This is a genomic window from Rhodospirillales bacterium (genome assembly GCA_016712595.1).
GTDB lineage: Bacteria > Pseudomonadota > Alphaproteobacteria > Rhodospirillales > Defluviicoccaceae > Defluviicoccus.
The window spans coordinates 2625707-2650692 of record JADJQT010000001.1 but is presented as its reverse complement, the minus strand read 5'-3'; the positions used below and the strand labels follow the sequence as shown (position 1 = coordinate 2650692).

24 protein-coding genes are annotated in these 24986 nt (G+C 65.3%); 8 read left to right on the top strand and 16 right to left on the bottom strand.

Features of this window, described 5'->3' with window-relative positions; genetic code table 11:
• Positions 1 to 73 precede the first annotated feature (73 nt).
• Positions 74 to 922 (bottom strand): FecR domain-containing protein, encoded by an 849-nt coding sequence (locus IPK66_11865; protein MBK8175928.1) that lies wholly within the window; start codon positions 920 to 922, stop codon positions 74 to 76.
• Between the two features lie 100 nt (positions 923 to 1022).
• On the bottom strand, positions 1023 to 2594 hold the full coding sequence (locus IPK66_11860) for a PLP-dependent aminotransferase family protein (protein MBK8175927.1): 1572 nt from the start codon (positions 2592 to 2594) through the stop codon (positions 1023 to 1025).
• A gap of 78 nt (positions 2595 to 2672) precedes the next feature.
• Between IPK66_11860 and IPK66_11855 the strand changes: the two genes are divergently transcribed.
• Positions 2673 to 2930 carry a DUF1127 domain-containing protein gene (locus tag IPK66_11855; GenBank protein ID MBK8175926.1) on the top strand — a complete coding sequence of 86 codons (258 nt, stop codon included), beginning with the start codon at positions 2673 to 2675 and terminating at the stop codon, positions 2928 to 2930.
• A 49-nt stretch (positions 2931 to 2979) separates the two neighbouring features.
• On the opposite strand, the gene IPK66_11850 is transcribed toward IPK66_11855, so the two are convergent.
• A complete protein-coding gene (locus IPK66_11850) occupies positions 2980 to 3837 on the bottom strand; it encodes an ATP-binding protein (protein MBK8175925.1) in 858 nt (285 codons plus the stop codon).
• Positions 3838 to 4132: 295 nt separating this feature from the next.
• Between IPK66_11850 and IPK66_11845 the strand changes: the two genes are divergently transcribed.
• The 5 genes from IPK66_11845 to IPK66_11825 all read left to right on the top strand — a co-directional run bounded on the left by IPK66_11845 (position 4133) and on the right by IPK66_11825 (position 9067).
• Positions 4133 to 5374 (top strand): SUMF1/EgtB/PvdO family nonheme iron enzyme, encoded by a 1242-nt coding sequence (locus IPK66_11845; GenBank protein ID MBK8175924.1) that lies wholly within the window; start codon positions 4133 to 4135, stop codon positions 5372 to 5374.
• Between the two features lie 180 nt (positions 5375 to 5554).
• Positions 5555 to 6049 carry a preprotein translocase subunit YajC gene (gene yajC / locus IPK66_11840; GenBank protein MBK8175923.1) on the top strand — a complete coding sequence of 165 codons (495 nt, stop codon included), beginning with the start codon at positions 5555 to 5557 and terminating at the stop codon, positions 6047 to 6049.
• Between the two features lie 22 nt (positions 6050 to 6071).
• Positions 6072 to 7649, top strand: a complete 1578-nt coding sequence (secD, locus tag IPK66_11835; protein ID MBK8175922.1) for a protein translocase subunit SecD — start codon at positions 6072 to 6074, stop codon at positions 7647 to 7649.
• Positions 7650 to 7661: 12 nt separating this feature from the next.
• A complete protein-coding gene (gene secF / locus IPK66_11830) occupies positions 7662 to 8600 on the top strand; it encodes a protein translocase subunit SecF (protein MBK8175921.1) in 939 nt (312 codons plus the stop codon).
• 17 nt (positions 8601 to 8617) lie between these two features.
• Positions 8618 to 9067, top strand: a complete 450-nt coding sequence (locus IPK66_11825) for an Mth938-like domain-containing protein (protein MBK8175920.1) — start codon at positions 8618 to 8620, stop codon at positions 9065 to 9067.
• Positions 9068 to 9191: 124 nt separating this feature from the next.
• On the opposite strand, the gene IPK66_11820 is transcribed toward IPK66_11825, so the two are convergent.
• Together IPK66_11820 and IPK66_11815 are read right to left on the bottom strand one after the other, a co-directional pair.
• A complete protein-coding gene (locus tag IPK66_11820; GenBank protein ID MBK8175919.1) occupies positions 9192 to 9791 on the bottom strand; it encodes a superoxide dismutase in 600 nt (199 codons plus the stop codon).
• 111 nt (positions 9792 to 9902) lie between these two features.
• Positions 9903 to 10733: a squalene/phytoene synthase family protein gene (locus IPK66_11815; protein ID MBK8175918.1), complete on the bottom strand. Its 831-nt coding sequence runs from the start codon at positions 10731 to 10733 to the stop codon at positions 9903 to 9905.
• A 94-nt stretch (positions 10734 to 10827) separates the two neighbouring features.
• Between IPK66_11815 and IPK66_11810 the strand changes: the two genes are divergently transcribed.
• Entirely contained in the window at positions 10828 to 11694 is an 867-nt protein-coding gene (locus IPK66_11810; protein MBK8175917.1) for a squalene/phytoene synthase family protein, read from the top strand.
• Between the two features lie 52 nt (positions 11695 to 11746).
• Here the strand turns inward: IPK66_11810 and IPK66_11805 are convergent, their stop codons facing one another.
• Entirely contained in the window at positions 11747 to 12301 is a 555-nt protein-coding gene (locus IPK66_11805; GenBank protein ID MBK8175916.1) for an ankyrin repeat domain-containing protein, read from the bottom strand.
• Between the two features lie 253 nt (positions 12302 to 12554).
• Here IPK66_11805 and IPK66_11800 point away from each other — a divergent pair, with 253 nt between their 5' ends.
• Positions 12555 to 13037 carry a hypothetical protein gene (locus IPK66_11800; protein MBK8175915.1) on the top strand — a complete coding sequence of 161 codons (483 nt, stop codon included), beginning with the start codon at positions 12555 to 12557 and terminating at the stop codon, positions 13035 to 13037.
• Here the strand turns inward: IPK66_11800 and trmFO are convergent.
• The 10 genes from trmFO to IPK66_11750 all read right to left on the bottom strand — a co-directional run bounded on the left by trmFO (position 13034) and on the right by IPK66_11750 (position 24896).
• Positions 13034 to 14446 (bottom strand): methylenetetrahydrofolate--tRNA-(uracil(54)-C(5))-methyltransferase (FADH(2)-oxidizing) TrmFO, encoded by a 1413-nt coding sequence (trmFO, locus tag IPK66_11795; protein ID MBK8175914.1) that lies wholly within the window; start codon positions 14444 to 14446, stop codon positions 13034 to 13036. The two genes, IPK66_11800 and trmFO, sit on opposite strands and share 4 nt — an antisense overlap.
• 95 nt (positions 14447 to 14541) lie before the next feature.
• Positions 14542 to 15639: a biotin/lipoyl-binding protein gene (locus tag IPK66_11790; protein ID MBK8175913.1), complete on the bottom strand. Its 1098-nt coding sequence runs from the start codon at positions 15637 to 15639 to the stop codon at positions 14542 to 14544.
• Positions 15636 to 16910, bottom strand: a complete 1275-nt coding sequence (locus IPK66_11785) for a glycosyltransferase (protein ID MBK8175912.1) — start codon at positions 16908 to 16910, stop codon at positions 15636 to 15638. The genes IPK66_11790 and IPK66_11785 overlap by 4 nt, the downstream gene beginning before the upstream one ends.
• Entirely contained in the window at positions 16907 to 18250 is a 1344-nt protein-coding gene (locus IPK66_11780; protein MBK8175911.1) for a hypothetical protein, read from the bottom strand. The genes IPK66_11785 and IPK66_11780 overlap by 4 nt, the downstream gene beginning before the upstream one ends.
• A 264-nt stretch (positions 18251 to 18514) precedes the next feature.
• On the bottom strand, positions 18515 to 20005 hold the full coding sequence (locus tag IPK66_11775) for a TrkH family potassium uptake protein (protein MBK8175910.1): 1491 nt from the start codon (positions 20003 to 20005) through the stop codon (positions 18515 to 18517).
• A gap of 163 nt (positions 20006 to 20168) precedes the next feature.
• Positions 20169 to 20573: a hypothetical protein gene (locus IPK66_11770; protein MBK8175909.1), complete on the bottom strand. Its 405-nt coding sequence runs from the start codon at positions 20571 to 20573 to the stop codon at positions 20169 to 20171.
• 119 nt (positions 20574 to 20692) lie between these two features.
• Positions 20693 to 21247, bottom strand: a complete 555-nt coding sequence (locus IPK66_11765; protein ID MBK8175908.1) for a molybdopterin-dependent oxidoreductase — start codon at positions 21245 to 21247, stop codon at positions 20693 to 20695.
• Positions 21248 to 21325: 78 nt separating this feature from the next.
• Positions 21326 to 22444 carry a porin gene (locus IPK66_11760; GenBank protein MBK8175907.1) on the bottom strand — a complete coding sequence of 373 codons (1119 nt, stop codon included), beginning with the start codon at positions 22442 to 22444 and terminating at the stop codon, positions 21326 to 21328.
• A gap of 370 nt (positions 22445 to 22814) precedes the next feature.
• Entirely contained in the window at positions 22815 to 23219 is a 405-nt protein-coding gene (locus IPK66_11755) for a winged helix-turn-helix domain-containing protein (protein MBK8175906.1), read from the bottom strand.
• Between the two features lie 51 nt (positions 23220 to 23270).
• The gene (locus IPK66_11750) at positions 23271 to 24896 is read right to left on the bottom strand and encodes a CTP synthase (GenBank protein MBK8175905.1); all 1626 of its coding nucleotides are present in this window, start codon (positions 24894 to 24896) and stop codon (positions 23271 to 23273) included.
• Positions 24897 to 24986 lie beyond the last annotated feature (90 nt).

Here is a 24986-nt window from a genome sequence, read left to right as displayed (position 1 = left end):
GCCTCTGGCCAGTTAACGTCTCGTCCGTCGCAGGGACGATTTTTCAGCATCCGTCTACTCAGCATTAGCCCACTCAGCATCCGCTGCAGTCGGCCCCCGAGCTCTTCACCGTCGTCGACAGGCGCGACGTATTTGCCTCGCCCCTATTTGCGCGCACGGCCGCGGCCTCGCCGATGGAGAACGCCGTCGACTGATCCCCCTCGCCGGAAATGGAGAGCAGGGCACTGACCTTGATCGTCTCGGCGATCAACTCGCGCGAGGGCATTGCCGGCGGTTCCGGGGCAACCCCGCCGCCCGGCGTGACCCGGCTCGCCTGGCCGGCCCGGACCGGCACGGTGAAGCCGGACGTGGAGGTCAGCGAAATCCGGCCGTGACGGACGTAGACATCGGTATTGCCGGCGTCGTCGACGTTGATGGCGATGTCGGTGCCGCGCACGCCGATCATCGCGTTCGGCGTGCGAATTTCGTAGATGTCGCTGGGTGATGTCCCGGTGACGAAGCGCATGAGGCCGCGAACGACGGAGACGGCGAAGCGTCGTGCCTCGCCGCCGCCGGCATAGACGAACTCGTCGATAACGACGCGCGAGTTGGGGCCGGAGGAAAGCGTTGTTCCATCGAGAAACACCATCTGCGCCGCGCTCTCGTCAGCGGTTTCGATGAGCTCATGCCAGAACACGGCATCGTGCACGGTGACCGGCAGCCGCTTGTCGTCCACCGTGCCGAACACCGAGCGCACGACGAGCGTCGCCTGCCCGACCGCTTCCGGGCGGATTCCAGAAACCAGCGTGCCGTCGCCGTCATTGGCGGAATCGCTCTCATCGGCGCGCTGGCCCAAAGCCGGCGAGGCGACGATCAGCATCACCCCCACTGTCGCCGCCATCAAGGTTCGAGCGTTCAGGACGGTCCCCTTCCTCGCGTCCATACGGGCTCCGCAAGCCTCGCACTGTCGCGAGGCAACTGCAAGGCGAACACGCGCCAACGGCAAAACGACCTCCCTCCGGTCAATCGGAGATTGACCGCTCCTAGACGATCGGCATCCGGTTGGTGGCGCTGCTGCGGGCGACGTCGGCGACGACGCGCAGGGCGCTCGCCAGGCGCTGGCGATCGGCGACGGCGCACAGGCAAAGGCGGACATGAGCGTCGGCGTTGGTCATCGCATGGTCAACCCTTGCAGGATCGGCCATCGCCGGCCGTTGGCCGGCGGCGCGAAGATCGTAGGTCGACGTCCCGGCTTGCCTGGTGAAGGTCGGCCCGGCGAAGGTCGCCCCCGCGCTCACCGCCACGCCGCGATCGAGCAGGGCGGCGACGAAATCGCCGCCGCGCCAGTTGGGCGGAAGCGGCAGCCATCCGTGGAACGCCGCCGGATGGCTGCGAAAGCCCAGGCCGCCCAAAATCTCCGCCGCCAGCCTCTGGCGTGCCCGCGCTTCCGCCCGCTGGGCGTCGGCCGCCACCGCCGCGGCACCGCTGACGATCGTCTGGCTCGCCACCTCGGCGGCGATCGACGACGTCATCAGCATGCTGGTGCGCACCGCATGGGCGAGGCGAGGGACGAGCGCCGCCGGGGCGAGCAGATAGCCGATGCGCAGCCCCGGGCAAACCGACTTGGACAGGCTGGTCACATAGATCCCGTGGTTGGGGGCGAAGCGGTGAATCGGCGGCGGCGGATCGTCGAGCAAAAAGCCATAGACGTCGTCTTCGAGGATGATGACGCCGTGACGCTCGGCGACCTCGGCGACCGCCTGCCGCCGGGCGACAGACATCACCGTCGCCGTCGGATTGTGCAAGGTCGGCATGGTGTAGAGTAGGCGGGGGTGATGGGTCCGGCACGCGGCGTCGAGGGCCTCGACGATCAGGCCGTCATCGTCGATGTCGACGCCGACGGGGTGCAGACCCTGCGCCGAAGCCGTCGCGTGCAGGCCCGGCCAGGTGAGCGCCTCGTGCAGGACGACGTCTTTCGGCCGGCACAACGCTTGAAAAGTCGTCGACAGCCCGCCCTGGCATCCGGGCACGATCAGCACGTTCTCGGCGCTGGCCCCGACGCCAAGGCGGCGAAGCCAGGCGGCGCCCGCCTCGCGGTGGGCGCGCATGCCGTTCGAGGGCTGGTAGCGGCCGATGGTCGCGAGCAGCGCCGCATCGTCGATCCGCTGCACCGCGGTGCGCAACGCCGCCGCAATCGGGGCGTCGTAGGGGTAGTTAAGGCTGAGGTCGAGGCGTTCACCAAAGCCCTCTTCGGCGATCCGCTCCAGTCCGTCCGCCGGTGGCCCGGCGAGGCCGCCGATCGCGCCGGCGGGAACTGCCGCCGCCGGCAACTCCGGTGCGCATTCGCCGGGGCCGGGCATCGACGCCGCCGCCGGCGCGCGTACGAAGGTACCGCGCCCGACCTCGCCGCCGATCAGACCGCGCCGCTCGGCCTCGGCATAGGCGCGGCTCACCGTACCCACGGTCACGCCGAGGGCGAAGGCAAGGTCGCGGTGGGTCGGCAGCCGCGCGCCCGGCGGCAGTCGGCCGGCGCCGACGTCCTCGGCGAGCGCGTCGGCGATGCCGCGATAAAGCGGGGCGGAGCGTTCAGTGAGATCGGGGAGCCAATTTGTCATGGTGACAATTTATATATTGACCCTGTCATTGCTGTCAATGACACTGATTTCCGCGATTGTATGGGAGCAATTGTCATGATGCAGCGACAAAGTTCGGCGATATTGTCTTCATTGACGCCACAGGCGCGGTTGCCAAGTTGGTTCGAATGGGGCGCTCTCGGCGTGCGCAAACTCGCTCGCGACACCCGCGCCGTGTTCGATATCCTCGCGGCGTGGGAAGAGCGGCGGTACCAGCGCCGCGCGCTGGCCGCGCTCGATGAGCATGCGCTCAAGGATATCGGCTTGAACCAGGTCGATGTCTGGCGGGAGACGCGCCGGCCGTTCTGGAAGGACTGAGCCGCGGATGTTTGGTCCATTCGCGGTGCCGGTCGCCTCGCCGCGGGGTTCAATCGAGCTGCCGGCCGAGGCGGCCGGCCAAGTCCTGAACGTACTGCCAGGCGACCCGCCCGGAGCGGGCGCCGCGTCCCGCCGCCCAGGCGATCGCCTCGGCGCGCAGCGTCTCCGCCGGCAGATCGAGGGCGAAACGTTCGGCGTAGCCGGCAACGATGGCAACGTAGGTCTCCTGATCGAGGCCGTGAAACCCCAGCCATAGTCCGAAGCGATCGGACAACGAGACCTTCTCCTCGACCGATTCCGCCGGGTTGATCGCCGTCGAGCGCTCGTTTTCGATCATCTCGCGCGGCATCAGGTGGCGGCGGTTGGAGGTGGCGTAGAACAGCACGTTCGAAGGGCGACCCTCGATCCCGCCTTCAAGCACCGCCTTCAGCGATTTGTAGGCGGCATCGCCGCCGTCGAACGACAGGTCGTCGCAGAACAAAAGGCAGCGCCGCTCTCCGTCGCGCAGGCGGGCGAGCAGACGCGGCAGGCTGGCGATGTCCTCGCGGTGGATCTCGATCAGTGCCAGCGATCCCGGGCTCTCGGCGAGCACCACCGCGTGCGCCGCCTTGACCAGCGAGCTCTTGCCGGTCCCGCGCGCGCCCCACAGCAGGGCGTTGTTGGCCGGCAGGCCGGCGGCGAAGCGCCGGGTGTTATCGAGCAGCACGGTGGCCTGTCGGTCGATCCCCTTGAGCAGCGCGAGATCGACGCGGCTGACGCAATCGACTGGCTCGAGCGCGGCGGTCTCGGCGTGCCAGACGAAGGCATCGGCGGCGTAAAGCGAGACGGGGACGGCAGGCGGCGGGCATGCCCGCTCGACCGCCGCAACGAGGCGTTCGAGCAGCCCCAGGACCTGCGGATCAAGCATGCCCGCACGCTACCAGCATCCCGACGCGCGTCAACCACCTGTGCTGCAGGGTGGAAAGCGCGCACGCGTATTCCACTTTGGCGGCTCGCCAGGGCCGCAACGTCTCCGCCTCTTCGGCCGGGAATGGCGGGTATCACTTCGCTCGACCCACCCTACGCCATCTTGACCCGAACGTGGGCTGGCCGCAGGATCGAGCGGGATTTTGGGGGCACCTGCAGAGCCGGATTCGCTCGATCTCGACGCACGATCGGGAGGCCCACCGACCATGCACAGGTACGAGTGAAACCTGCGAACGATGATCACACTGTTTTATTCCTATTCACACAAGGACGAGGAGCTTCGCGAGAGGCTTGCCGAGCATCTGTCGTATCTGCGACGTGATGGTTCGATAGCGGAATGGAACGACCGCGATATTGACGCCGGTGGCGACTGGGCCACGGAGATCGACGCCAATTTAGCCTCAGCGGACGTCATCTTGCTGCTGATCAGCGCCAGCTTCATCAACTCGGAGTATTGCTGGGGCATAGAACTGAAGAAGGCGCTCGATCGGCATGCGCGGGGTGAGGCGGCCGTCATTCCGGTTATCCTCCGTCCATGCCGCTGGACCCGCACGCCGCTCGGCAGATTGCAGGCCGCGCCGAAGGACGGCAAGGCGGTGACGTCGTGGCTCGATCAGGATGAGGCGTTCGACGACGTTGCCAGCAAGGTCGAGCGCGTCGTCGTCGCCCTCCTGGGCAAACGCCGCGCGACCGCGCCGTCAGTGGGTGATCAGCAAATTCGCCGCCCTTCTAATGCCGATTTCACTGTCTTCCGCGACGTCGACGTGCCGTGGTGTCCGGAGCTTGTGGCGCTTCCCGGCGGGAGGTTTCTGATGGGCTCGTCCGTGTATGAGGGGGGGCGTTGCGATGACGAAGGTCCGCAGCACGCGGTGACGATCGAGCCCTTTGCGATCGGCAGGTATGCGTTGACCTTTGACCAATGGGATGCTTGCGTTTCTGCGGGCGGCTGCGCACGCTACCGGCCATCCGACCGGGATTGGGGCCGCGGGCGGCGTCCGGTGATCAACGTCTCGTGGCGGGATGCGCAGGCGTACGTTGAATGGCTGGCCAAGGCGACGGGCCGGCCGTATCGTCTGCCGACGGAGGCGGAATGGGAGTATGCGTGCCGCGCCGGCACGACGACGCGTTATGCGTTCGGCGATGCGATTATGCCGAAGGAGGCAAATTATGCCGAACGCTGGCTTGGAAAGACGACAGAGGTCGGGTGTTACCCTCCTAACGCCTGGGGTGTTTACGATATGCACGGCAACGTCTGGGAGTGGGTCGAGGACGTCTGGCATGACAGTTACCAGGGCGCCCCTGCTGACGGCTCGGCATGGACGGACGGAGAAGGAAATCATTCCTCTCGCGCTCGCGTCTATCGCGGCGGATCCTGGCGCAGCGGTTCGAGGTACCTCCGCTCCGCGATCCGCGGCGGGAACGATCCCGGCCTTCGGGTCAACGTCTTGGGGTTCCGTGTCGCCCGGACGCTTAATTAGGACTTGAATCTTTACTGCTTTCCCTCTCGGGTCCAGCGCGTACCCCTGGTCGATCTGCCGGCCTTGCGAACGTTAACCACTGGCCGCGCGGCTGTCCGCCCCCGTTCCGGTTTGCATCGACGGGGGGGATGGCTATAGTCGCGCCGTTCCGGGCCTTCCGGGGCTGTTGAGGAGTCTTCGATGTTTGTTTCCACCGCGTTCGCGCAGGACGCGGCGCCTGCGGCGACCTCCCCCGATTCGCTGTTGCAACTCGCGCCGCTGGTTCTCGTCTTCGCCGTGTTCTATTTCCTTTTGATCCGCCCGCAGCAGAAGAAGATGAAGCAGCACCGCGAAATGATCGCCGGCATCCGTCGCGGCGATCGGGTGGTCACCGGCGGCGGCATCATCGGCACGGTGAGCAAGGTCGTCGACGATAACGAGGTGCAGGTCGAAATCGCCGAGGGCGTGCGCGTGCGCGTCCAGCGCCCAGCCATCTCGGCGATCGTCACCCGCACCGGCACCGGCTCCGACGCCAAGGACGCGGCCAAGGAGCCGGGGAAGGGCGTGGCGGTGAAGGCCGCCAACGACGGCGCGTCCGAAGCGTCCGGCGGCGAGCCCGCGAGCGAGGCCCCACCCGCCAAGCCCGCTGGGCGGACGTCGCGCTTCAGCAAGATCCTCGGCGGCAAGACCGACTGATCCGGCGAGGGCGATCCGCGCGATGCTCCACTTCTCACGGTGGAAGACGGTCATGGTGCTCGCCGTGTGCGGGCTCGCGGCCCTGTTGTTCGCACCCAATCTTCTCAGCCGCGACCAGCTGGAGGCGCTGCCGTCGTGGCTGCCCACTCGGCAGATCACCTTGGGTCTCGACCTGCAGGGCGGCTCGCACCTGCTGCTGCAGGTGGAAACCGAGGCGGTGGTGCGCGACCGGCTTGACGCGCTCGTCGATACGATTCGCTCCACGTTGCGCGAATCACGCATCCGCTACCGCGAGCTCGGCGTCGACGGGCAGGCGGTGGCGGTGACGATCGCCGATCCCGCCGAGGTCGAGGAAGCGACGAAGCAGTTGCGCGCGCTCGATCCCGATACGGCGCTGACGGCGGACGATGACGGGCGGCTGCGCCTGGAACTGAGCGACAAGGCGGTGCGCGAGCGCGAGAGCGCCGCCGTCGATCAGTCGATCGAGATCATTCGCCGGCGCATCGACGAGACCGGGGTGCGCGAGCCGACGATCCAGCGCCAGGGCGCCAGCCGCATTCTTGTCCAGCTTCCCGGGCTGGACGACCCGCAGCGGATCAAGGCGCTGATCGGCAAAACGGCGAAGATGACCTTCCACCTCGTCGATGATACCGCCGATCCCGCCGAGGCGATGAACGGCCGGCCACCGCCGGGATCGGAGGTCCTGCCCCTGATCGATCGCAGAGCACCGGCCGGCGCCGAGCCGCGCTTGGTCGTGCGCAAGCGGGTGATGGTCAGCGGCGAGAACCTCGTCGACGCCGAGCCGAGCTTTTCGCAAGGCGCGCCGGTGGTCTCGTTCCGCTTCGATGCCGCCGGCGGCAAGCGCTTCGGCGACGTCACCAGCCACAACGTCGGCAAGCAACTGGCGATTGTCCTTGACGGTCAGGTGATCAGCGCCCCCAACATCCGCGAGCCGATCCTCGGCGGCTCGGGCATCATCAGCGGCAGCTTCACCGTGGCCGAGGCGCAGGATCTGGCGCTGCTGCTGCGCGCGGGCGCCCTGCCGGCGCCGCTCGAGGTGATCGAGGAGCGTAGCGTCGGCCCCGGGCTCGGCGCCGATTCGATCGCCGCCGGCAAGCTCGCCAGCATCGTCGGCACTGTTGCCGTCGTCGTCTTCATGGTGCTCTGCTACGGGCTGTTCGGGCTGTTCGCCAACCTCGCGCTCGCCGTCAACATCCTCTTGCTGCTCGCCTGCATGTCGGTGCTGGGGGCGACCCTGACCCTGCCGGGCATCGCCGGCATCGTGCTCACCGTCGGCATGGCGGTCGATTCCAACGTGCTGATCTTCGAGCATATCCGCGAGGAGGCCCGCGCCGGGCGAACGCCGATCTCGGCGATCGACGCCGGCTTTTCCCGGGCGATGACGACGATCATCGATGCCAACCTGACAACCCTGATCGCCGGCTGCCTGCTCTATATTTTCGGCTCGGGGCCGGTGCGCGGCTTTGCCGTGACGCTTTCGTTCGGCATCCTCACCACGATGTTCACCGCGGTCACGGTCACCCGGCTGATCGTGGTTACCTGGCTGCGGCGGACACGTCCGCAGCTCCTGCCGATCTGAGGATTATCGCCGATGTTCCGCGGTTTGCGCCTGGTTCCGCCGGATACCAAAATCCGCTTCATGGCGATGCACAAGGTCAACTTCGCCATCTCCCTCGCCATGATCGTCGCCTCGATCCTGCTGTTCGCCGTCAAGGGACTGAACTACGGGATCGACTTCAAGGGCGGCATCCTCATCGAGGCCCGTACGCAAGGCCCGGCCGATCTGTCGCACATGCGCTCGGCGCTGGAAAACTTGGAGCTGGGCGAAGTCTCGCTGCAGAATTTCGGCCGCGACGACGACGTGCTGATCCGCATCGAGAAGCAGGAAGGCGGCGAGGCGGCGCAGCAGGCGGCAGTAGCGAAACTGCGCGAGGCCCTCGGACCCGGAGTGAGCTACGAGCGCACGGAAGTCGTCGGCCCACAGGTCAGCAGCGAGCTGTTCTGGCAGGGAATGCTCGCCCTCGCCGCCGCGATCGTCGCCATCGTCATCTACATCTGGTTCCGCTTTGAATGGCAGTTTGGCATCTGCGCCGTCATCGCCGAGGTCCATGACATCATCTCGGCGATCGGCCTGTTCGCGCTGCTCGGTCTCGAGTTCAACCTAACCAGCGTCGCCGCCCTGCTGACCATCGCCGGGTATTCGATCAACGATACTGTGGTGGTGTTCGACCGGGTGCGCGAGAACCTGCGCAAGTACAAGACCATGCCCCTGCGTGACCTGCTCGACCTCTCGGTCAACCAGACCTTGTCGCGCACAACGTTGACCAGCGCCACGGCGCTGCTGGCGCTACTCGCCCTTTATTTCTTCGGCGGCGAGGTGTTGCGCGGCTTCAGTATCGCGATGATCTGGGGCATCGTCGTCGGCACCTATTCATCGATCTTTGTCGCCTCGGCGCTCCTTCTCTACCTCAACGTCCGCCACATCGCTGCCAAGGACGAGGTGCCGGCGACGCAGACGCAGACACCTTAGGCTGCTGGCGCGCGCCGATGTCCGCGTCCTCCGACGATCAGCCACCCAAGCCCCCCCTGGCGCCAACGTCGAAGCCCTCGCGCGGGAACCGCGCCGCCGGCCTGCAAATCGTCGAGCGCTATGGCGGCGGCGGTTTCAAGGTCTCGGGCGTGCGCTATGAGGGCTCGGTGCTGGTGGGCGCGACGCGCACGCTCGCCTGGCCGGCTGCGCGCATCGCCGATCTGTCCGATCTGTCTTCCGGGGCCCCCGTCGAATCCCTGGCCGGATTTCTCGAGAGCGCGCGGCCGCGGCTGCTGATCATCGGTTGCGGTCCACGGCTGGAAGGCCGGTCGACGGTGCTCGACGCGCAGATGCGCCAGCGCGGCGTCGCCGTCGAGTGGATGGACACCGGCGCCGCCTGCCGGACGTTCAACGTGCTCGCGCTGGAAGGCCGGGAGGTGGCGGCGGCGCTCATCGCCGTCGACTGACGGCAGGAAGCCAGCCTGCGCGCCGATTTAAGAAAGAGTCGCGGGGCGTGCTTGAGAGACGTGCATGGGACGCGACGAGGCCCGATCGCAGCGACCAGGCCCCGACGATCCGCAAACGAGACAGCTACGCCTTGGCCAGGCTCTCGGTGACGAAGTCCCAGTTCACCAGATGGTCAAGGAAGGTCTGGACGTAGTCGGGACGGCGATTCTGATAATCGAGATAGTAGGCGTGCTCCCAGATATCACAGGTGAGCAGCGCCGTCTGGCCATGAGCCATCGGCAGATCGGCATTGCCGGTCTTGACGATCTTCAAGGCCCCCTTGTCGGCGACCAGCCAGCCCCAGCCGCTGCCGAATTGGGTTACGCACGCATTCTTGAACTCTTCGACGAATTTCTCGTACGATCCAAACGCTTGGTCGATCGCCGAAGCGATGGTTCCCGCCGGCTTGCCGCCGCCACCCGGCTTCATGCAGTGCCAGTAGCAGGTGTGATTCCAGACTTGCGCGGCGTTGTTGAAGACGCCGACCTTGCCGGCATCGCCGGCGACGGCGAGGATCACCTCATCCAGGCTCTTCGCGGCGAGGGGCGAATCCTTGGTGAGGTTGTTGAGGTTGGTCACGTAAGCCTGATGGTGCTTGCCGTGATGAAAATCGAGCGTGTTCGCCGAGATGTACGGCGCCAGCGCATCTTTCGCATAAGGCAACGGCGGAAGTTCAAATGCCATCGGTCCCTCGGTCCCTGGGGTTATCGATCTGACGGTCGCGAGAACATATGGCCTCACGCTGCCGAAGAAAAGCGCCCAGGGTACGACACGCCGCCCGAGGCGCCTTGTGCTTTACCAACGGACGATGCCGCGGACGGTTCCGATCCAGTGGCAGATCAGACGCTGCCAGCCGGCAAGGCCGACCCGTTCGCGCAGGGGGTCGTGATGACGAAAGCGGCGGACGAGCCGTCGCGCCCGGCACAAGACGATGGCGGTGTGGATCGCCATGCCGCGGTCGCGCAACAGACGCGGCAGCGGCGCGGCCTCGGCGAGCAGGCTTTCGACTCCGTCAAGCACGCGGTCGAGAACGGCGCGAGTCTGACCCTTTGCCGACGGTGCCCGCAGGTGCGCCGGCGTGATCATCGCATCGTCAAGGAATTGGCGGGGAATGCACAGACGATTGAAGGCAACGCTGCGATCCTCGCAGTCGCGCAGTTGCTTGAGAATGCGCAGCGCCGCGCACAGTGCGTCGGCCTTCGCTGCGCAGCGACTGATGTCCTCGCCCACCAATTCGAGCATGAGGCGACCGATGGGCGCGGCGGAGAACTGGCAGTAGGCCATGAGATCGCGCCATGTCGCGCACGCGTGGCCCTCGACGTCGCGACGGAACGCTTGCAGCAGGTGGTGCGGGTGCTGGCTCGAGACCGCGTGCCCGGCGAGTGCCCGGCGCAGGCTGTCGGCTGCCGCGTGGGCTTCCTTCGACCAGCAAGCGGCGGCTTCGTCGTCGAGCCGCCGTTCCAGCGCCTCCAGCCGCTCAAGCTTTTGAACCCGTGCAAGCGCGGGATTGTCGGCGATGTCCTCAGCGAGGCGGACATAATGGCCGAAGGCGCGCACGGCGGCTCGCTGGTCGGGCGCGAAGAGCGTGGGCATCAGCGAAAAGTCGGGATCTGAGCGTGGTCTCATCAGCTTGCCCGTCTTTCGCTAACCATTCATGGTGGGGAACGCCCGGCGAACGGTTGTGCTCCCGATCGTGTTCCTGAACACCGCGATGGTCCCAATGCCTCTTTCTTACTGCGCCGATCTGATGCGGCGCTACGACAACGATCGGTTCCTGTGCGCAGTCTTCGCGCCAGCCGACGAACGCGAGGGCCTGATGGCGGTCTATGCGTTCAATCTAGAGGTGGCGCGCATCCGTGAGACGGTGCGCGAGCCGCTTCTCGGGCATATCCGACTCCGCTGGTGGGCCGATACACTGGATGCGATCGATGCTGGCGGTCAGCCGACGCATCCCGTCGCGGGGCCTCTGGCCGAGGCGATGCGGCGGTTTGGCATTGAGCGGCGGCGGTTGGATCGTATTCTTCGCGCCCGCGCCTTCGATCTGGACGCCAGTGCGCCCGAAACCGTGGGCGACCTGATCGAGTACGCCGATGCGACCTCGGCCGAACCCGCTGCCGCCGGGCTGCAGGTTCTCGGCGTCACCGACGAGGAGACGCGGGCCGCGGCGCGCGAGGTCGGCATTGCCTGGGCGCTGGTCGGGCTGCTTCGTGCGCTGCCGTTCAACCTCGGTGGCGGACACCTTTATCTGCCGCAGGAACTGACGCGCCAAGCCGGTCTCGACGTCGAAGCGTTGCTTAACCGGGCATCGTCTGATCCGGCGTCGCTCGATCGGGCCGGGCGGGAGGGTGTAGCGCGTGTCGTTGCCCGGATCGCCGAAAGTGCCGATGATCACCTGAGACGTGCGCGAGACCGGCGCGCGGGTATCGACGCGCGGGGCCTGCCGGTGTTGCTTCCGGCGACGCTCGCCGATCTTTATCTCAGGCGTCTGCGGCGATCTGGATTCGATCCATTTGATCGTCGCGTGCAGGCGCCGGCACCGGCGCGGATCATCTGGACGTCGCTTGCCCGTGCGCGCGGACGCTTTTGACCCGCCACCGATCGCCCGCCGGACACTGCCCCGGAGCAAGACCGCCGCGCGCTCAGCGAGTCATGCTGTTGGGGGCTGCGATGCGGAGTTGAGAGCCGGGAGCCGGTGTCGCGGGATCGAACGGATTGGGCGTTCCGGCCGGCCATGCCGCGGGTTCGGCCTGGCCGCTCGACACCGACAGCGAATCGATCGCCGGCGCTGCAGCTTTCGCCGGTGACTGATTCACCGGTAACGCGCCGCCGGGGGCGGTCATTGCCACTGGCGGGGCGTGAAGCGCGGCTGCCTCGGCCTGCCCGCTTTGGTTGCGGCGGACGTTGCGGACGGAGACGAGGAAGTGGGCGATTCGGAAGTGGCCGCGGTCAATGGCAATATCGGCGGGCGTCATTCCCCAGCGGTCATGGGCGTCGATATCGGCGCCGTCATCAATGCTGGAACGCACCCCCGCCATGTCATCGGCATAGACGGCCTGAAATAAGTTCTTGGTGGCATTGATGGTTTTCGCCGCGATCGGCGCCGCGTCGGCTGCGGTGGGACGCACCATGTCGCCTGACGCCGCAGCGAAGCAGCCGGCGAGGATGAGGAGACCGTAGCGAAGAAAGCGTTTCATCTCATTCCGATCGTTGGTTGGTCGTCGCGCTGCGGGCATCTTGCCGAGCTTTTTGCAGTGCGGCAACCGATCCGCGTAAACCAGCCAGCAACTGTTACACTGGCGCAACAATCGCGTGGAGCGAATGAATGCCGCCTCTTGCCGCGTTGCCGCAGAATTTTAACGATGTCATACCTGTCCCGACAGGTGCTGGCGAGGAGATATGGCGATGCGCAGGCGCAACAGATGCCGTCATCGATGGGCGGGACGGGGAATGGGCGCGGTCTTGATGTTGTCGATCGCCGCTTCGCCGGGCTTCGCCGCGACCAAGCAGAAGGCGCAGATGTGCGCGACGGACGGCGATCTCGCGGCATTGAATGTCCGTGTGCTGCAGACGGAAATGATGGTCGCGGCGTTGAGTTGCGGTGAGCGCCAACGCTACAATACCTTCGTTACCGACTATCAGACGGTCTTGACCCAGCGCGGGAGGGCGCTGCAGACGATGTTTGTCAAGACACACGGCAACAAGGCCGAGCCACGGCTGAACGCATTCATCACCAAGCTCGCGAACGACGCGTCCAAGGACGTGCGCTTGCGCGGCGATACCTACTGCGAATTTGCCGCCGAACTGTTCGACGAAGTGCTTGCAGGCGGGCCGGCCAATCTCAACAAGGTTGCCAGCAAGCCCTGGATTGAGAGCCGCCACGGCTTCCATCCCTGCATCGTCGAGGCAAGAAGCCGAAAGCAGACGGGCTAGGAACCGGGCGACGATGCTCCGGTGCCCCTGGCTTGACCACTGAGGCCGACCTCTTCTTCCTCGCCGATCCATGCTCCGAGGTCGTCGCGGGCGCGAGCGGTGAGCGCGCGCTTACGCTCGGCTCCGCGTGGGCGCAGCTTCAGTGCGGCATCGAAATTGAGCGGCGGAAACAGCCCGAAGTTGACATTCATCGGCTGAAACGTCTCGCTGGTCGCGTGATCGGTGAGGTGGCGCAGCAGCGCGCCGAGGGCGGTGGTGGCCGGAGGGCGCTGCGGCGGTGAGCCGCGTCGTTCCGCGGCGGTGAATCGCCCGGCGAGCAGGCCGATGGCGGCACTCTCGACGTAGCCTTCGCAGCCGGTGATCTGCCCGGCGAGCCGGACCGTGGGCCGTGCGCGCAAGCGCAGTGTCTCGTCGAGCACTTTGCGGGCATTAACGAAGGTATTGCGGTGCAGGCCACCCAGCCGGGCGAATTCGGCGTGCTCGAGGCCGGGAATGGTGCGGAACAGGCGGACCTGCTCTCCGTGCTTCAGCTTGGTCTGAAAGCCGACGATATTATAGAGACTGCCCAGCGCATTGTCCTGACGAAGCTGGACCACGGCATAGGGCCGTTGGTTGTCGTCATGCGGATTGCGCAGGCCGACCGGCTTCATTGGCCCGAAGGCCAGTGTCTGCGGGCCGCGCTCCGCCATCACCTCGATCGGCAGGCAGCCTTCGAAGTAGGGGGTCTCGCGCTCCCAGTCGCGTAGTGGCGTGGTTTCGGCCGTGCGCAGCGCCGCAATGAACGCCTCGTATTCAACGCGGCTCAAGGGGCAGTTGACGTAGTCATCGCCGTTGCCCTTGTCGTAGCGTGACTGGCGCCATGCCTTGGTGAAGTCGATACTGTCGTGATAGACGATCGGCGCGATCGCATCGAAGAACGCCAGCGCATCCTCGCCGGTCAGCGCCCGCAGCCAGTCGGCGAGCGGCGCGGAGGTCAGTGGGCCGGTGGCGATGATGATGTTCTCCCAGTCCGTCGGCGGGTCGGCAACCACCTCCTCGCGCCGGACCTCGATCAGGGGATGGCCGGCGATCGCGGCGGCGACGGCGGCGCTGAAGCCGGTGCGATCGACGGCGAGCGCGCTGCCCGCGGGAACCCTGTGATCGTCTGCGGTGGCGATGATCAGCGAGCGGGCGCACCGCATTTCCGCATGCAGCAGCCCGATGGCGCTCGCCTCGGCGTCGTCCGAGCGGAATGAGTTGGAGCAGACCAATTCGGCGAGGTCGCCCGTCTGGTGAGCCGGCGTCATGCGAGACGGGCGCATCTCGTGGAGGACGACCGGCACGCCGGCGACGGCGAGCTGCCACGCCGCCTCACAGCCGGCAAGACCGCCGCCGACGACGTGCACCGGTGAAGGGGGAGTGGAACTCATCACCCCATCTCGCTATCCGCTATTGCCGCTAAATGCAAGCGAGCCGCAAATCCGGATGGGCCGCCCATAGGTGCGGCAGCATCGCCGCCGTTCGCTCACGACGCCGAGGGCCCTGTGGCGGGTGTCGTCGGCCTGGGGGCATTTGTCTTGTCTTGAAGCAGGTTATCCAGCCAGACGCGGATGAACGTGCCCGGGGACAGCCAGCCGATGCCGCTGATCGAGACTTTGGAGAACAGCGGGAAGTCCACCCCGTGCAACAGGGTGATACGCGCGACCTGACTGCGGCCGCGCGGTTGGAAGATCTTGCGAAACTCTTCCGGAAGCTGTTCGGCGACCGGCAGGATATCGGCGATACGGCCTGTGGAACGATGAAAGCCGTCGGTGATCTGGACCTCGTCGCCGACCGACAGCGAATAGAGCGTTCCGGTTTCGAGGTAGGCGAGGACGTAGTGTTCGTGACCGTAAAGCACCATCAGCGGCTGGCCGACGGTCAACACGTCGCCCGGGCGGGCGGTTCCGAAACCGACAATGCCGTCCTCCGGGGCGACGAGGACGCCATCGCCGTAGGTTCGGCTCATCTGATCGAGCGCCTGCGTCGTATCGGTCAAGGCGGCGTCGACGGCATTGATGCTGGAATCCGCGGTGAATGCCTCGGCCTGCAGCACCGCCACCCGCTCGCTGGCGGTGAATCGTTCCGATAGCGCCATCGACCAGGTGGCGAGCGAGACATTCCCGCCGTCGCGGGCGCTGCGGATGCGCTCGAGCGCGAGGTCGGCCTGGTGTTCGCGGTCGCGGGCGATGGGCAGAACGGCCGCCGCGACGCGCGCGCGTTGCTGGATCTCGGCGCGCTTCGCCAGCAGTTCGGCGTTGCGCGCCGTCAAGGTGGCAATGCTGAGGGACAGATCGAGAGAATTTACCTGGGCGAGTTTGTCACCGGCCTTCACCGCGGCACCCGGCACGACGGCGACCTCCTTGACCTGGGCGGTGAACGGAACGCCGATCGAGACATGCTCGGCGATGACCAAGCCTCCCGCTTCCAGTCGGAGAAGCGGTCCGATCACCAGATCGGCGAGCCAGAGGAAAAACCCGAACAGCAGCGCGAGGTAAACCCATTGTCCGCCGCGGCCGCGCCGGCGGCGCAGGTCGATGGGGATGCGATCGACGCTTCGTCTGTCGCGCAGCCGACGGATCAATACCGTGGTACCTCGGCCAGAACACGTGCCGGTACATAGTTGTCGTGGTAGGAGCGCCGGAAAACCAGCTCCTGAACGTAGGCGTAGAGCCGGACGCTGCGTACCAGATAGGTCTGGAACGGACCATAGATGATCACGTACGGCAGCAGCCGCCAGGCGTCTGGGCGATCAGAGCTGGCAAGGGCGCAGATCACGGCGATGGCATCGAGCAGCATGTAAAACACGGTGACGAGCACGAGGATCGATACCGCGCCGCCACCGAACGTGAACACCAGCCAGCCGACATAGAGCGGAAATGCGAAGGTCAGGCCGACGTGTCCCAGGACGAACTCGAACTGGTGGAACAGCTCGCTGGTCCGCAGGCTGCGGCTGGCGGGATTGATCGTCTGGCGATGCTTGCGCAGGCGCAGGCGTAGAGCGTCGCGTTCCCATCGCAGCCGTTGGCGAACGAACCGTGCGAGGCTTTCGGGCGCGTCCGTCAGGCACCAGGCCTGATCGGCGAAGCGGATTTGCCAGCCGGCCCGGCGCAGGCGCAGCGTGATGTCGAGATCCTCGCCGGCACCGCTATCGAATCCGCCGACCTCGATGAAGGCGCGACGGCGAAAGGCGCCGAAGGCTCCCGATACGCAGGTGACCTGGCCGAAGGTCTCCATGATCCGTTTACCGATGGAGATGCACATCAGGTATTCGACAGCCTGCAATGCGGCCAGCATCGAACAGCCGGTGTTGCGGATCCCGACGTTGCCGGCGACCGCTCCCACCCGAGGATGGTCGAACGCCGCGACCATATGGGCGATGGCATCGTGATCGAAGGTGCAGTCGCAGTCGGTGACGAGAATGATTTCGCCACGTGCCGCGGAAAACCCGAGGTTGACAGCGCTCGACTGGCCGCAGCGAAGCCGGGTGGTGAAGGCGGCATCGATCTGGTCGTTTCCTCGCAGGCGCCGGAGTTCCCGCTTCATTCCATCGGAGGAGCCGTCGTCGACGCAGACGATTTCGATGCGCCGATAGCTCTGTTCGCGCAAGGAGCGAACGCAACGGGCGACGGCGGCGGATTCGTTATGACCGGCAAGGATGACGGTGACCAGGGGCTGCGCGGGCTTCCGGCCGCGTTGCCGATTGTGGTTGCGCGAAAAACGGTCGCTGACGGCGATGGCAAGAAAGGCAAACGTATAGCGCGGCACATCGAGCAGCAGCGCGATCAACAGCGTCGAGACCAAGGTGGGAGTATCCAGATTGAGCAATAGCCACGTTGGGTCGAAATCGCTCATTGCCGCTCCTCTGGGCGCGAGAGGTATGTGTCCGGATCGATCGGGCGGATATCGATGCCAAGGTCGAACGCGAGGGTGGCGGACAGGCGGGCGAGCAGCCGGCGCTGGGCGGCCTCGCCGGCGGTGGCGTTGGTTTCGGGCAGGACGATGAGCAGTCCGTCCTTGGCCTCGAGAATGAGGTCCGTATCGCGCAGTTCGCCGCGCACGATCTCAATCGCCTGACTCTTGCTCATGGCCAGATCCCGGCTACCGATCTCCGCTTGCGCCTGCTCGCCGCGGGTGAAGGCGAGGCGGAGCACCGTGGCCGGCCGTCCATAGCGCGAGCGGATGCGCATCCAGTGCTCGGCCAGGGCGTGAAACGTCTCATTCTCGAGGGCAGAACCGACTTTGAGCGTCCGCAAATCACCACCTAACAGGCGACCCTCGGCGGCGGGGGTCAACGCGTAGGTGTGCCAGTCGCGAGTCGAGACCGAGATGGCGCGATGCACGACGGCGCAATCGATGCAGATAAAACCGATTTCCGCCTCGGATTCGACGTGGGCACAGGTGCGGCAGACGGTGGCTGAGCCCGGCCGGTCGTAGTCGACGCCGAAATGCCGCAGCGTTGCCCGGCATTTCGGACAGACGAGCTTGTCGCCCTGCACGAAATGCCGCTCGATGCTCTGATGCGAACAGCGGTAATGGTGGACCAGTTGCTCTTCAAGCAGGTCGGGTGAACGGCAGGCCGCGCATTCCTCGCGGACATTCAGCCGCGACGATCCGCAGTTCGGGCAGACATGAAGCCGGTCGAAGAGTGTGCGGGACAGCCATCCCGAGGCGACGAGTGGCTCGGCCAGGGAGGCGGGATCGGCGAGAATGCCGGCGAGCGGGTAGCGCAAGAGCTGCGGCGAGGCGCCATGGTACTGGGGAGTCAGTGGCTGCTGCCGGGAATACATGCGGGCAAGCAGCAGGACGTTCGGCTCATCGGCGTCGACGATCGTCGTCGGCAGTGCGGCAAGCATATCGACGATCGCGTTGCATCGCTCGAGCGCCGATCGCAGATGCGCGGTCGAGATATCCCCGGTATGCACGTCGGCAAACCACAGCGGCGCCGTGGTGAGATCGGCAACGGGGCAAAGCCAGGCCCGTCTTTGGCGCAACAGCCGCTCGACATCGTGTCCAGACGCGGCATCGGCGATGATCACCCCATCGAACGGCGTGCCCGGGTCAGTCGAGAAGGTACACGGCCAACCATCGACGGATCGGGGCCGCAACGGCCCGAGGACGAGAAAACGTGGTTGCGGCGCCGGCGATTTCCTCCTTCCGTCGGTTGACATGTTGCGTGTGTGCAGGCTCGTCATCCCACGGCTGACGCGATAAGAGGAGGGATCGTCGCCCGAGCCTGTCGTTTGCTCTAACGGGTAAAATGAAGCGAAAACTGAAACCCGCTACGACAATCTAACTTCCTGCGCTTTCGCGCACCTAGAGATTAGTTACCCTCATATGGGGGATTATGTCAATCGTCGCTTCGACGTGCCGGTTGCTTTGGCGCGCTGCGATTGCCCGCGCCCCGGATCCGACACTCGGGACGAGCAGAACGCGGAGACCTTCCGGCGGCCCGTCCGTCAGGTGCGCCAGAAGGTGCGGGTGAGCGGGATGACGAGGGTGAGAATTTCGAGGCGGCCGGCGAGCATCTCGATCGTCAGCAGCCATTTTGCCGCTTCGGGTAGCGGAGCGAAGGTGCAGCAAGGGCCGATCGTCGATCCCAGTCCCGGTCCGACGCCGCCGAGCGCGGTAGCGGAGCCGCCGAGCGCCGCGTCCAGGCCGAGCCCGCAAAACGACAGCGCCAGCGCGAAGAGCAGGAACGTTGAGGTATAGACGAAGACATAAAGACTGACGCCGGCGCGCACGGCGTCGACGACGGGAGCGCGGTTATAGGTGACGACGAAGCTGCCGTGCGGATAGATCTGGCGGTGGGTCTGGGCGCGCAGGCCACTCAGCATCAGACAGAGCCGGAACATCTTGATCCCACCGGCGGTGGAGCCGGTGCAGCCGCCGACAAGCATCAACGACAAGAGCAGCACCTGGGCGAATCCGCCCCACTGGCTGAAGTCCTGCGAGGTGAAGCCGGTGGTGGTGATGATCGAGACAACGTTGAACGTCGCTTCGCGTAGCGCCTCGATGATCGGCGCCTCGTTCCAGGCGACGCGCCACAGGAACAGGCTGAAAACGGCCGAGCCGATGATCGCCAGGAACAGACGCACCTGTGCGTCTTGCGTGAGTGCGCGCGGACCCCGACGCAAGGCTTCGATGTAAAGCGAGAACGGCAACGCGCTCAACAGCATCTGCACCGATGCGGTCCATTCGATCGCCGGGCTCTTGAAATAGCCGATGCCGGCATCATGCGACGAAAAACCGCCGGTGGCGACCGCGGCCATTGAATGGCCGATGGCATCGAATGTACTCATGCCTTCGAGGCGGTAGGCGATGGCGCCGCCGACGGTGATCGCGAGGTAGACCAGGGCGATGTTGAGCACGAGGTCGATCATGCGCGGGACGAACTTCCCCGCCTGCGCCGAGAGGTCGATGACGAACAACTGCTGGCCGCCGATCCGCAGGAACGGCAGGACGAGAACGGCGAGGGTTACGAAGCCAAAGCCGCCCAGCCAGATCAGCAGCCAGCGCCAGAGCAGCAGGCCGGTGGGAGCGGTATCGAGACCGACGATCACCGTCGAGCCGGTGGCGGTGACCCCGGACATGGTCTCGAACACCGCATCAACGTAAGGCAGATGGAGACTGGAAAAAACGAAGGGCAGGGCGGCAAAGGCGACGACCGTCATCCACGTCGCCGGGACGGTCAGCATGACTTCACGGATGCCCATCGACGAGCGATGGCGATGAAAGGCCAGCGCCAGGCTGAGGCCGACGAATATGGAGATCGCCGCGCAGGTAATGAAGACACGGTAGTCGTCGTTGCTTTCGGCGACGTCGAACAATGCGGGAATGAGCATGGCGCCGCCGAAGCCGCAAAGGATCACGCCGACGAAAAAGAACACCGCCGGCAGGTTGATGACCGGGGAAGCGGCTAGTCGTCTGTAAGACTGGGCGTAGGCCATGCGGATGGGAACGATCGTGCTGTGAATGGACGTTGGGCGGTGTATCGGTCATCGGCCAGCGAGCGGGCGCTCCGGATGCCCGCCCTCATGGCGCATTGTACATCGATGCAAAACGCGGTCCGGACCGGACGTTCCGTCGTGGCTGGCGAGGGCGCGCCCGCGATCAGCGCTCGGGTGTGACCTGCGCTCCCGTATCACCTTCGTAAATCACGCGATAGCGGCCCTCGCTGCAGGTGATGACCCATGCGTCGCGATCGGGCCGGCTTGCGGCGGCATCATGGCCGATCGAACTCGGACGCGAGCAGGGAAAACCGCGATCACGCACGGCGGTGGCGACGACGTCGACATCCGGAAAGCGCGCGCCCATCGGTCCCGCGTCCGGCGGGGAGGGCGTTGCGGGCGGCGCGGCACGCGCCGAGAATGGTAAGAACAGAGCGAGCAGAAAAATCGCCAGCACGTCACCCTCCGGCAAATCGAGACGGCACGCCGGCGGAGAGTGCAGCACCCGGACGATCACGGCAAGGCCGACGATGATAATCCGATGACGATGGTGCGCGCGCCGTGTCATGGGCGACAAGACCGGGTGGCGCACGCATCGAGGAGCCGCGCGCCACCCCGCCTTGTCGCATTTTTATGCATCACGCGGCGATCGAACGTTGCAGATCGCCGCGTGATGCCAGCGTTGGTTCAAGGTGCGGTTGTCTGCGGGGCGGGGCCGGGTGTGCGAACGATGATGTGAGTGACGTTGGAGACCGATCGCCCGCCCGACTTGTCGCCGGGAACGATCAGTCGCGCCATGCCCTCGCTGTCGTCAAGGGGATGGCCGTCGCCGTCGGCGTAGGCGAGGATCGCCGCCTGACCGCCGAAGGTGGAGAGGACCTCGGGAACGGCGACGACCACCTGATAGCAGTCGGTTGCGGTCACCAGGAGATAGCGGCGCAAAAGGTCGTTCTTCTGACCGGCGCTGAGCTTCACTTCCGCTTCATCCAGCAGATCCGAGACGAGCACACCGGTGTAGGTCTCGGTGACGAGGCCACTTTTTCCTGAGTAATAGGAGACCGTAAGCCGTGTGCTCGGCCGCGCCTGCAGGTCGGCGAGCGTGAGTTTCAGCGGGTGGGCGACGGTTCCGCCAATGCGGACGGCGGGAGCGTAGCCCCCGGGGCAGGCGGCGGGAGCATCGGCGAGCGCGGGTGATGCCATCATCACCAGCGTGGCCATCATTGCGGAACGCAATCTGGGCATGGTTCGGGCATTCCTATCAAGAGAAGAGGCGTGTATCGGGGCAAATTTTGGCCTTGCCAACGGTTCAGGGGCGGCAGTTCAGAAGGACAACTTGAGCCCGGTCGCGGCGCCGATGCCGTTTTCATTTTCGGAGAGTTTATTCTCGGCCTGCCAGTTGTAGTAGAAGAGGCCGCCGACAAGCCTGATTCCCGGGCCAAGCACGTAGGTTCCGCTCAGCGCGGCCTGATCGAGCCGATCTTTGCCGCCGTTGGGTGTCCGGTTATTGTTGCCGCTGAAGTAGTCGGCACCGACCTTGTAGGGGCCGAATTCGTAGGAGGCGCCGGCCGACCAGCTTGAGCCGTTGAACCGCGTCGTTGCGGTCCGCTGCCCTTGCGGGACGTACATCCACCCGCCGCCGACGGCAAAACCGCCATAACTGAGCTGCGCGCCGGCATTGTAGGCGAGCAGATTGGCGTTGTTGGTATTGGCGCCACCGGAGAATGACTCCGCCCGCAGGAAACCGCCTGACGCCTGGACGCCCACGCCACCGATGACGTCCCTGTAATTGACGCCGCCGGCGACGCCGTTCTTCTGGCCGGCGGCTCGACCGCTGTCGCCGGAACCCGCCTGCGTGAGCGCGCTGTTGTCATCGCCGCCGCTTTCGAATTCTGGAATGAATGAAACCCCGACCTGAAAGCCGGCGAAGCGGGGAGTAATGTAGGTGAACTTGCCCGAATCGTTGTCGTTCAGCCTGAGGTTGGTCGTTGCCAGTGGCGAATCGAACAGCACGCCAGGTCCGGTCTCGAAGAAGCGGGATTTGACCGTATCACCGGAATCGATGCTGATGCCGCCATCCGGCGCGGTGACGTGCAGCAAATAGGCGGCATTGTCCTTATCACCGATGATTGCTTGGCCAACCGTTGGTGACTGGAGAAAGAGAAACGATTCGTCGACGGTATCCGCTTCGGTGAACGCTTCGAGCTGGATGTTCACGCCGATCGTCAGGCCGTTATCGAGGGTTGTCTGGCCAATGACACACACTTCCGAGTTGTGCTTGTTATCAACCAGCGTGGTCGATTGCTGCTGCGCATTGGCACCGGGCGCGGTACGGGAGCGTAGATGCTGATCGGTTACGACTCCCCACTGCTGATAATAACCGCTTAGCGATAGCTTAATTTTATCGGGAGAAGTTGTCTCAGCATTTGATGGATGAGTCATACTCAAGACAAATGGAAGTGTTGCAAGCGCAGTTGTAGCGTATGCACGATTTCTCATAATCGCACCTCTTATCGCGCAGATATTGCGCTGTTATTGATGATTTATCGCGAACGCCAGATAAATCGGGCGCATTCTCGCGTACATATTCTGACATATGCCATGTCAGATAGGTCATTTCTTGCCAGCGTTAAACTTCGTCTTCGTTATATACGAATGTATATAACGCTAGCAACACCTTGGCGTCGGGGTGCCAATGGTGGCCACAATGCGTGACAAAAATGACGCTTTATGCGAACGAGTCGCCGCCCGCCGGTGCGATCGGCGGTGCGCCCGGCGCGAGCCCAAGATGATGTCAGGCGAGGGGAAGACTTCAGGCGGAGGGGGGATGCCCCTGGGACGCCTCGACGTTGCCTCGGTCATCGGCAAGCGCGCGCGTGGCGTCAGACAGGGCGAGGTCTAGTGCGCGAAGGTGGGCGGCGACAGCCGAATCGGCCTCGGCCTCAATCGCCCGGTAGCGCCTGACGATGTCCTCGCCCAGCGGAGTCAATGTCGTGCCGCCGCCGCGGCTGCCGCCCATCTGCGTTGCCACCAGCGGCTCCTTGAAGCAGCGGTTAAGCTCCTCGACCAGCATCCAGGCGCGACGATACGACATGCGCATCGCCCGGCCGGCGGCGGCAATCGAGCCGTGTGCGGCGATGAGCTCGAGTAGGCGCACCTTGCCTGGACCGAGGCGGGCGCTCGGCGCGAAATCGACCCTGAGGCTCAGCCTGGCCATGGCAAGCCCATTCTCTGTTATGACGACGAACCAGATCGATATGGGAACGGTTCAGACAAGCCGCGACTGCTCGACGGCGGCGCGAATGAACGAGGCGAACAACGGATGCGGATCGAAGGGACGTGAACGCAATTCCGGATGGAACTGCACGCCGATGAACCACGGGTGGGCGGGCAGCTCGAGGATTTCCGGTAGCAGGCCATCCGGGGACATTCCGGAAAAACGCAGTCCGCAGCGCTCCAGCGTGCCGATGTAGTTGTTGTTGACCTCGTAGCGGTGGCGGTGGCGCTCGCTCACCCGTTCAGCCTGGAAGATTGCCTGCGCCCGGCTCTCCGGCTTGAGCACGCATTCGTAGGCGCCGAGGCGCATGGTGCCACCGAGGTTGCCGCCGGCCTCGCGCAGCTCGACACGATTGCCGCGCATCCATTCGGTCATCAGCCCGACCACTGGAGCGGCGCACGGCCCGAACTCGGTGGAGCCGGCGCCGGGAATGCCGGCGAGATTGCGCGCCGCTTCGACCACCGCCATCTGCATGCCGAAGCAGATGCCGAAGTAGGGAACTCGGCGCTCGCGGGCGAAGCGCACCGCCTCGATCTTGCCCTGGGCACCGCGCTCGCCGAAGCCGCCGGGCACGAGAATGCCGTGGACGTGATCGAGTACCGGTGCTGTCGCGCCGTTCTCGAAGGCGACGGAATCGATCCACTCAATGCGGACGTGCACGTTGTTGGCGATGCCGCCATGCGACAGCGCTTCTGCCAGCGACTTGTAGGCATCGAGCAGGTCGATGTACTTACCGACGACGGCGATCGTCACCTCGCCTTCGGGACGCAGCGCCCGGGAGACGATCTCATGCCAGCGGCTCAGGTCCGGCGGCGGCGCCTCAAGACCGAAGTGCCGGCAGACTTCGTCGTCGAGCGCCTGTTCATGGTAGCTGATCGGCACCGCGTAGATTGTCTCGACATCCAGCGCCGGAATCACCGCCTCGTAACGGACATTGCAGAACTGACCGATCTTGCGACGCGCACCCTCGGTGATCGCCCGGTCGGCGCGGCAAAGCAACAGGTCGGGCTGGATGCCGACGCTGAGCAGTTCCTTGACCGAATGCTGTGTCGGCTTCGTCTTCAACTCGCCTGCGGCCGGCAGGTAGGGAATCAGCGTCGCATGAATGTACATCACCCGCTCGCGACCCAGTTCGTTGCCAAGCTGGCGGATCGCCTCGAGGAAAGGCAGGCTTTCGATGTCGCCGACGGTCCCGCCGATTTCACACAGCACGAAATCCTCGTCATCGATGTCGGCGACGACGAATTCCTTGATCGCGTCGGTGATGTGCGGGATCACCTGAATGGTGGCGCCGAGGTAGTCGCCGTGGCGCTCGCGGGCGATGACATCGGAATAGATCCGGCCGGTGGTCACGCTGTCGCTGCGCCGCGCCGGAACGCCGGTGAAGCGTTCGTAATGGCCGAGGTCGAGATCGGTTTCCGCCCCGTCGTTGGTAACGAACACCTCACCGTGCTGGTAGGGGCTCATCGTCCCCGGATCGACGTTGATATAAGGGTCGAGCTTGCGCAGCCGTACGGAAAAACCCCGGGCCTGCAACAGCGCGCCCAGCGCCGCTGAAGCCAATCCCTTGCCGAGCGAGGAGACCACGCCGCCAGTGATGAAGATGAACCGCGTCATGGGGACTACGTTATACGGTAATCGAGGACGCCCTGGAAAGGGCGCGTCACGTAGCGACAAAATCTACCCATGCGGGTCACCGGCGCCCGG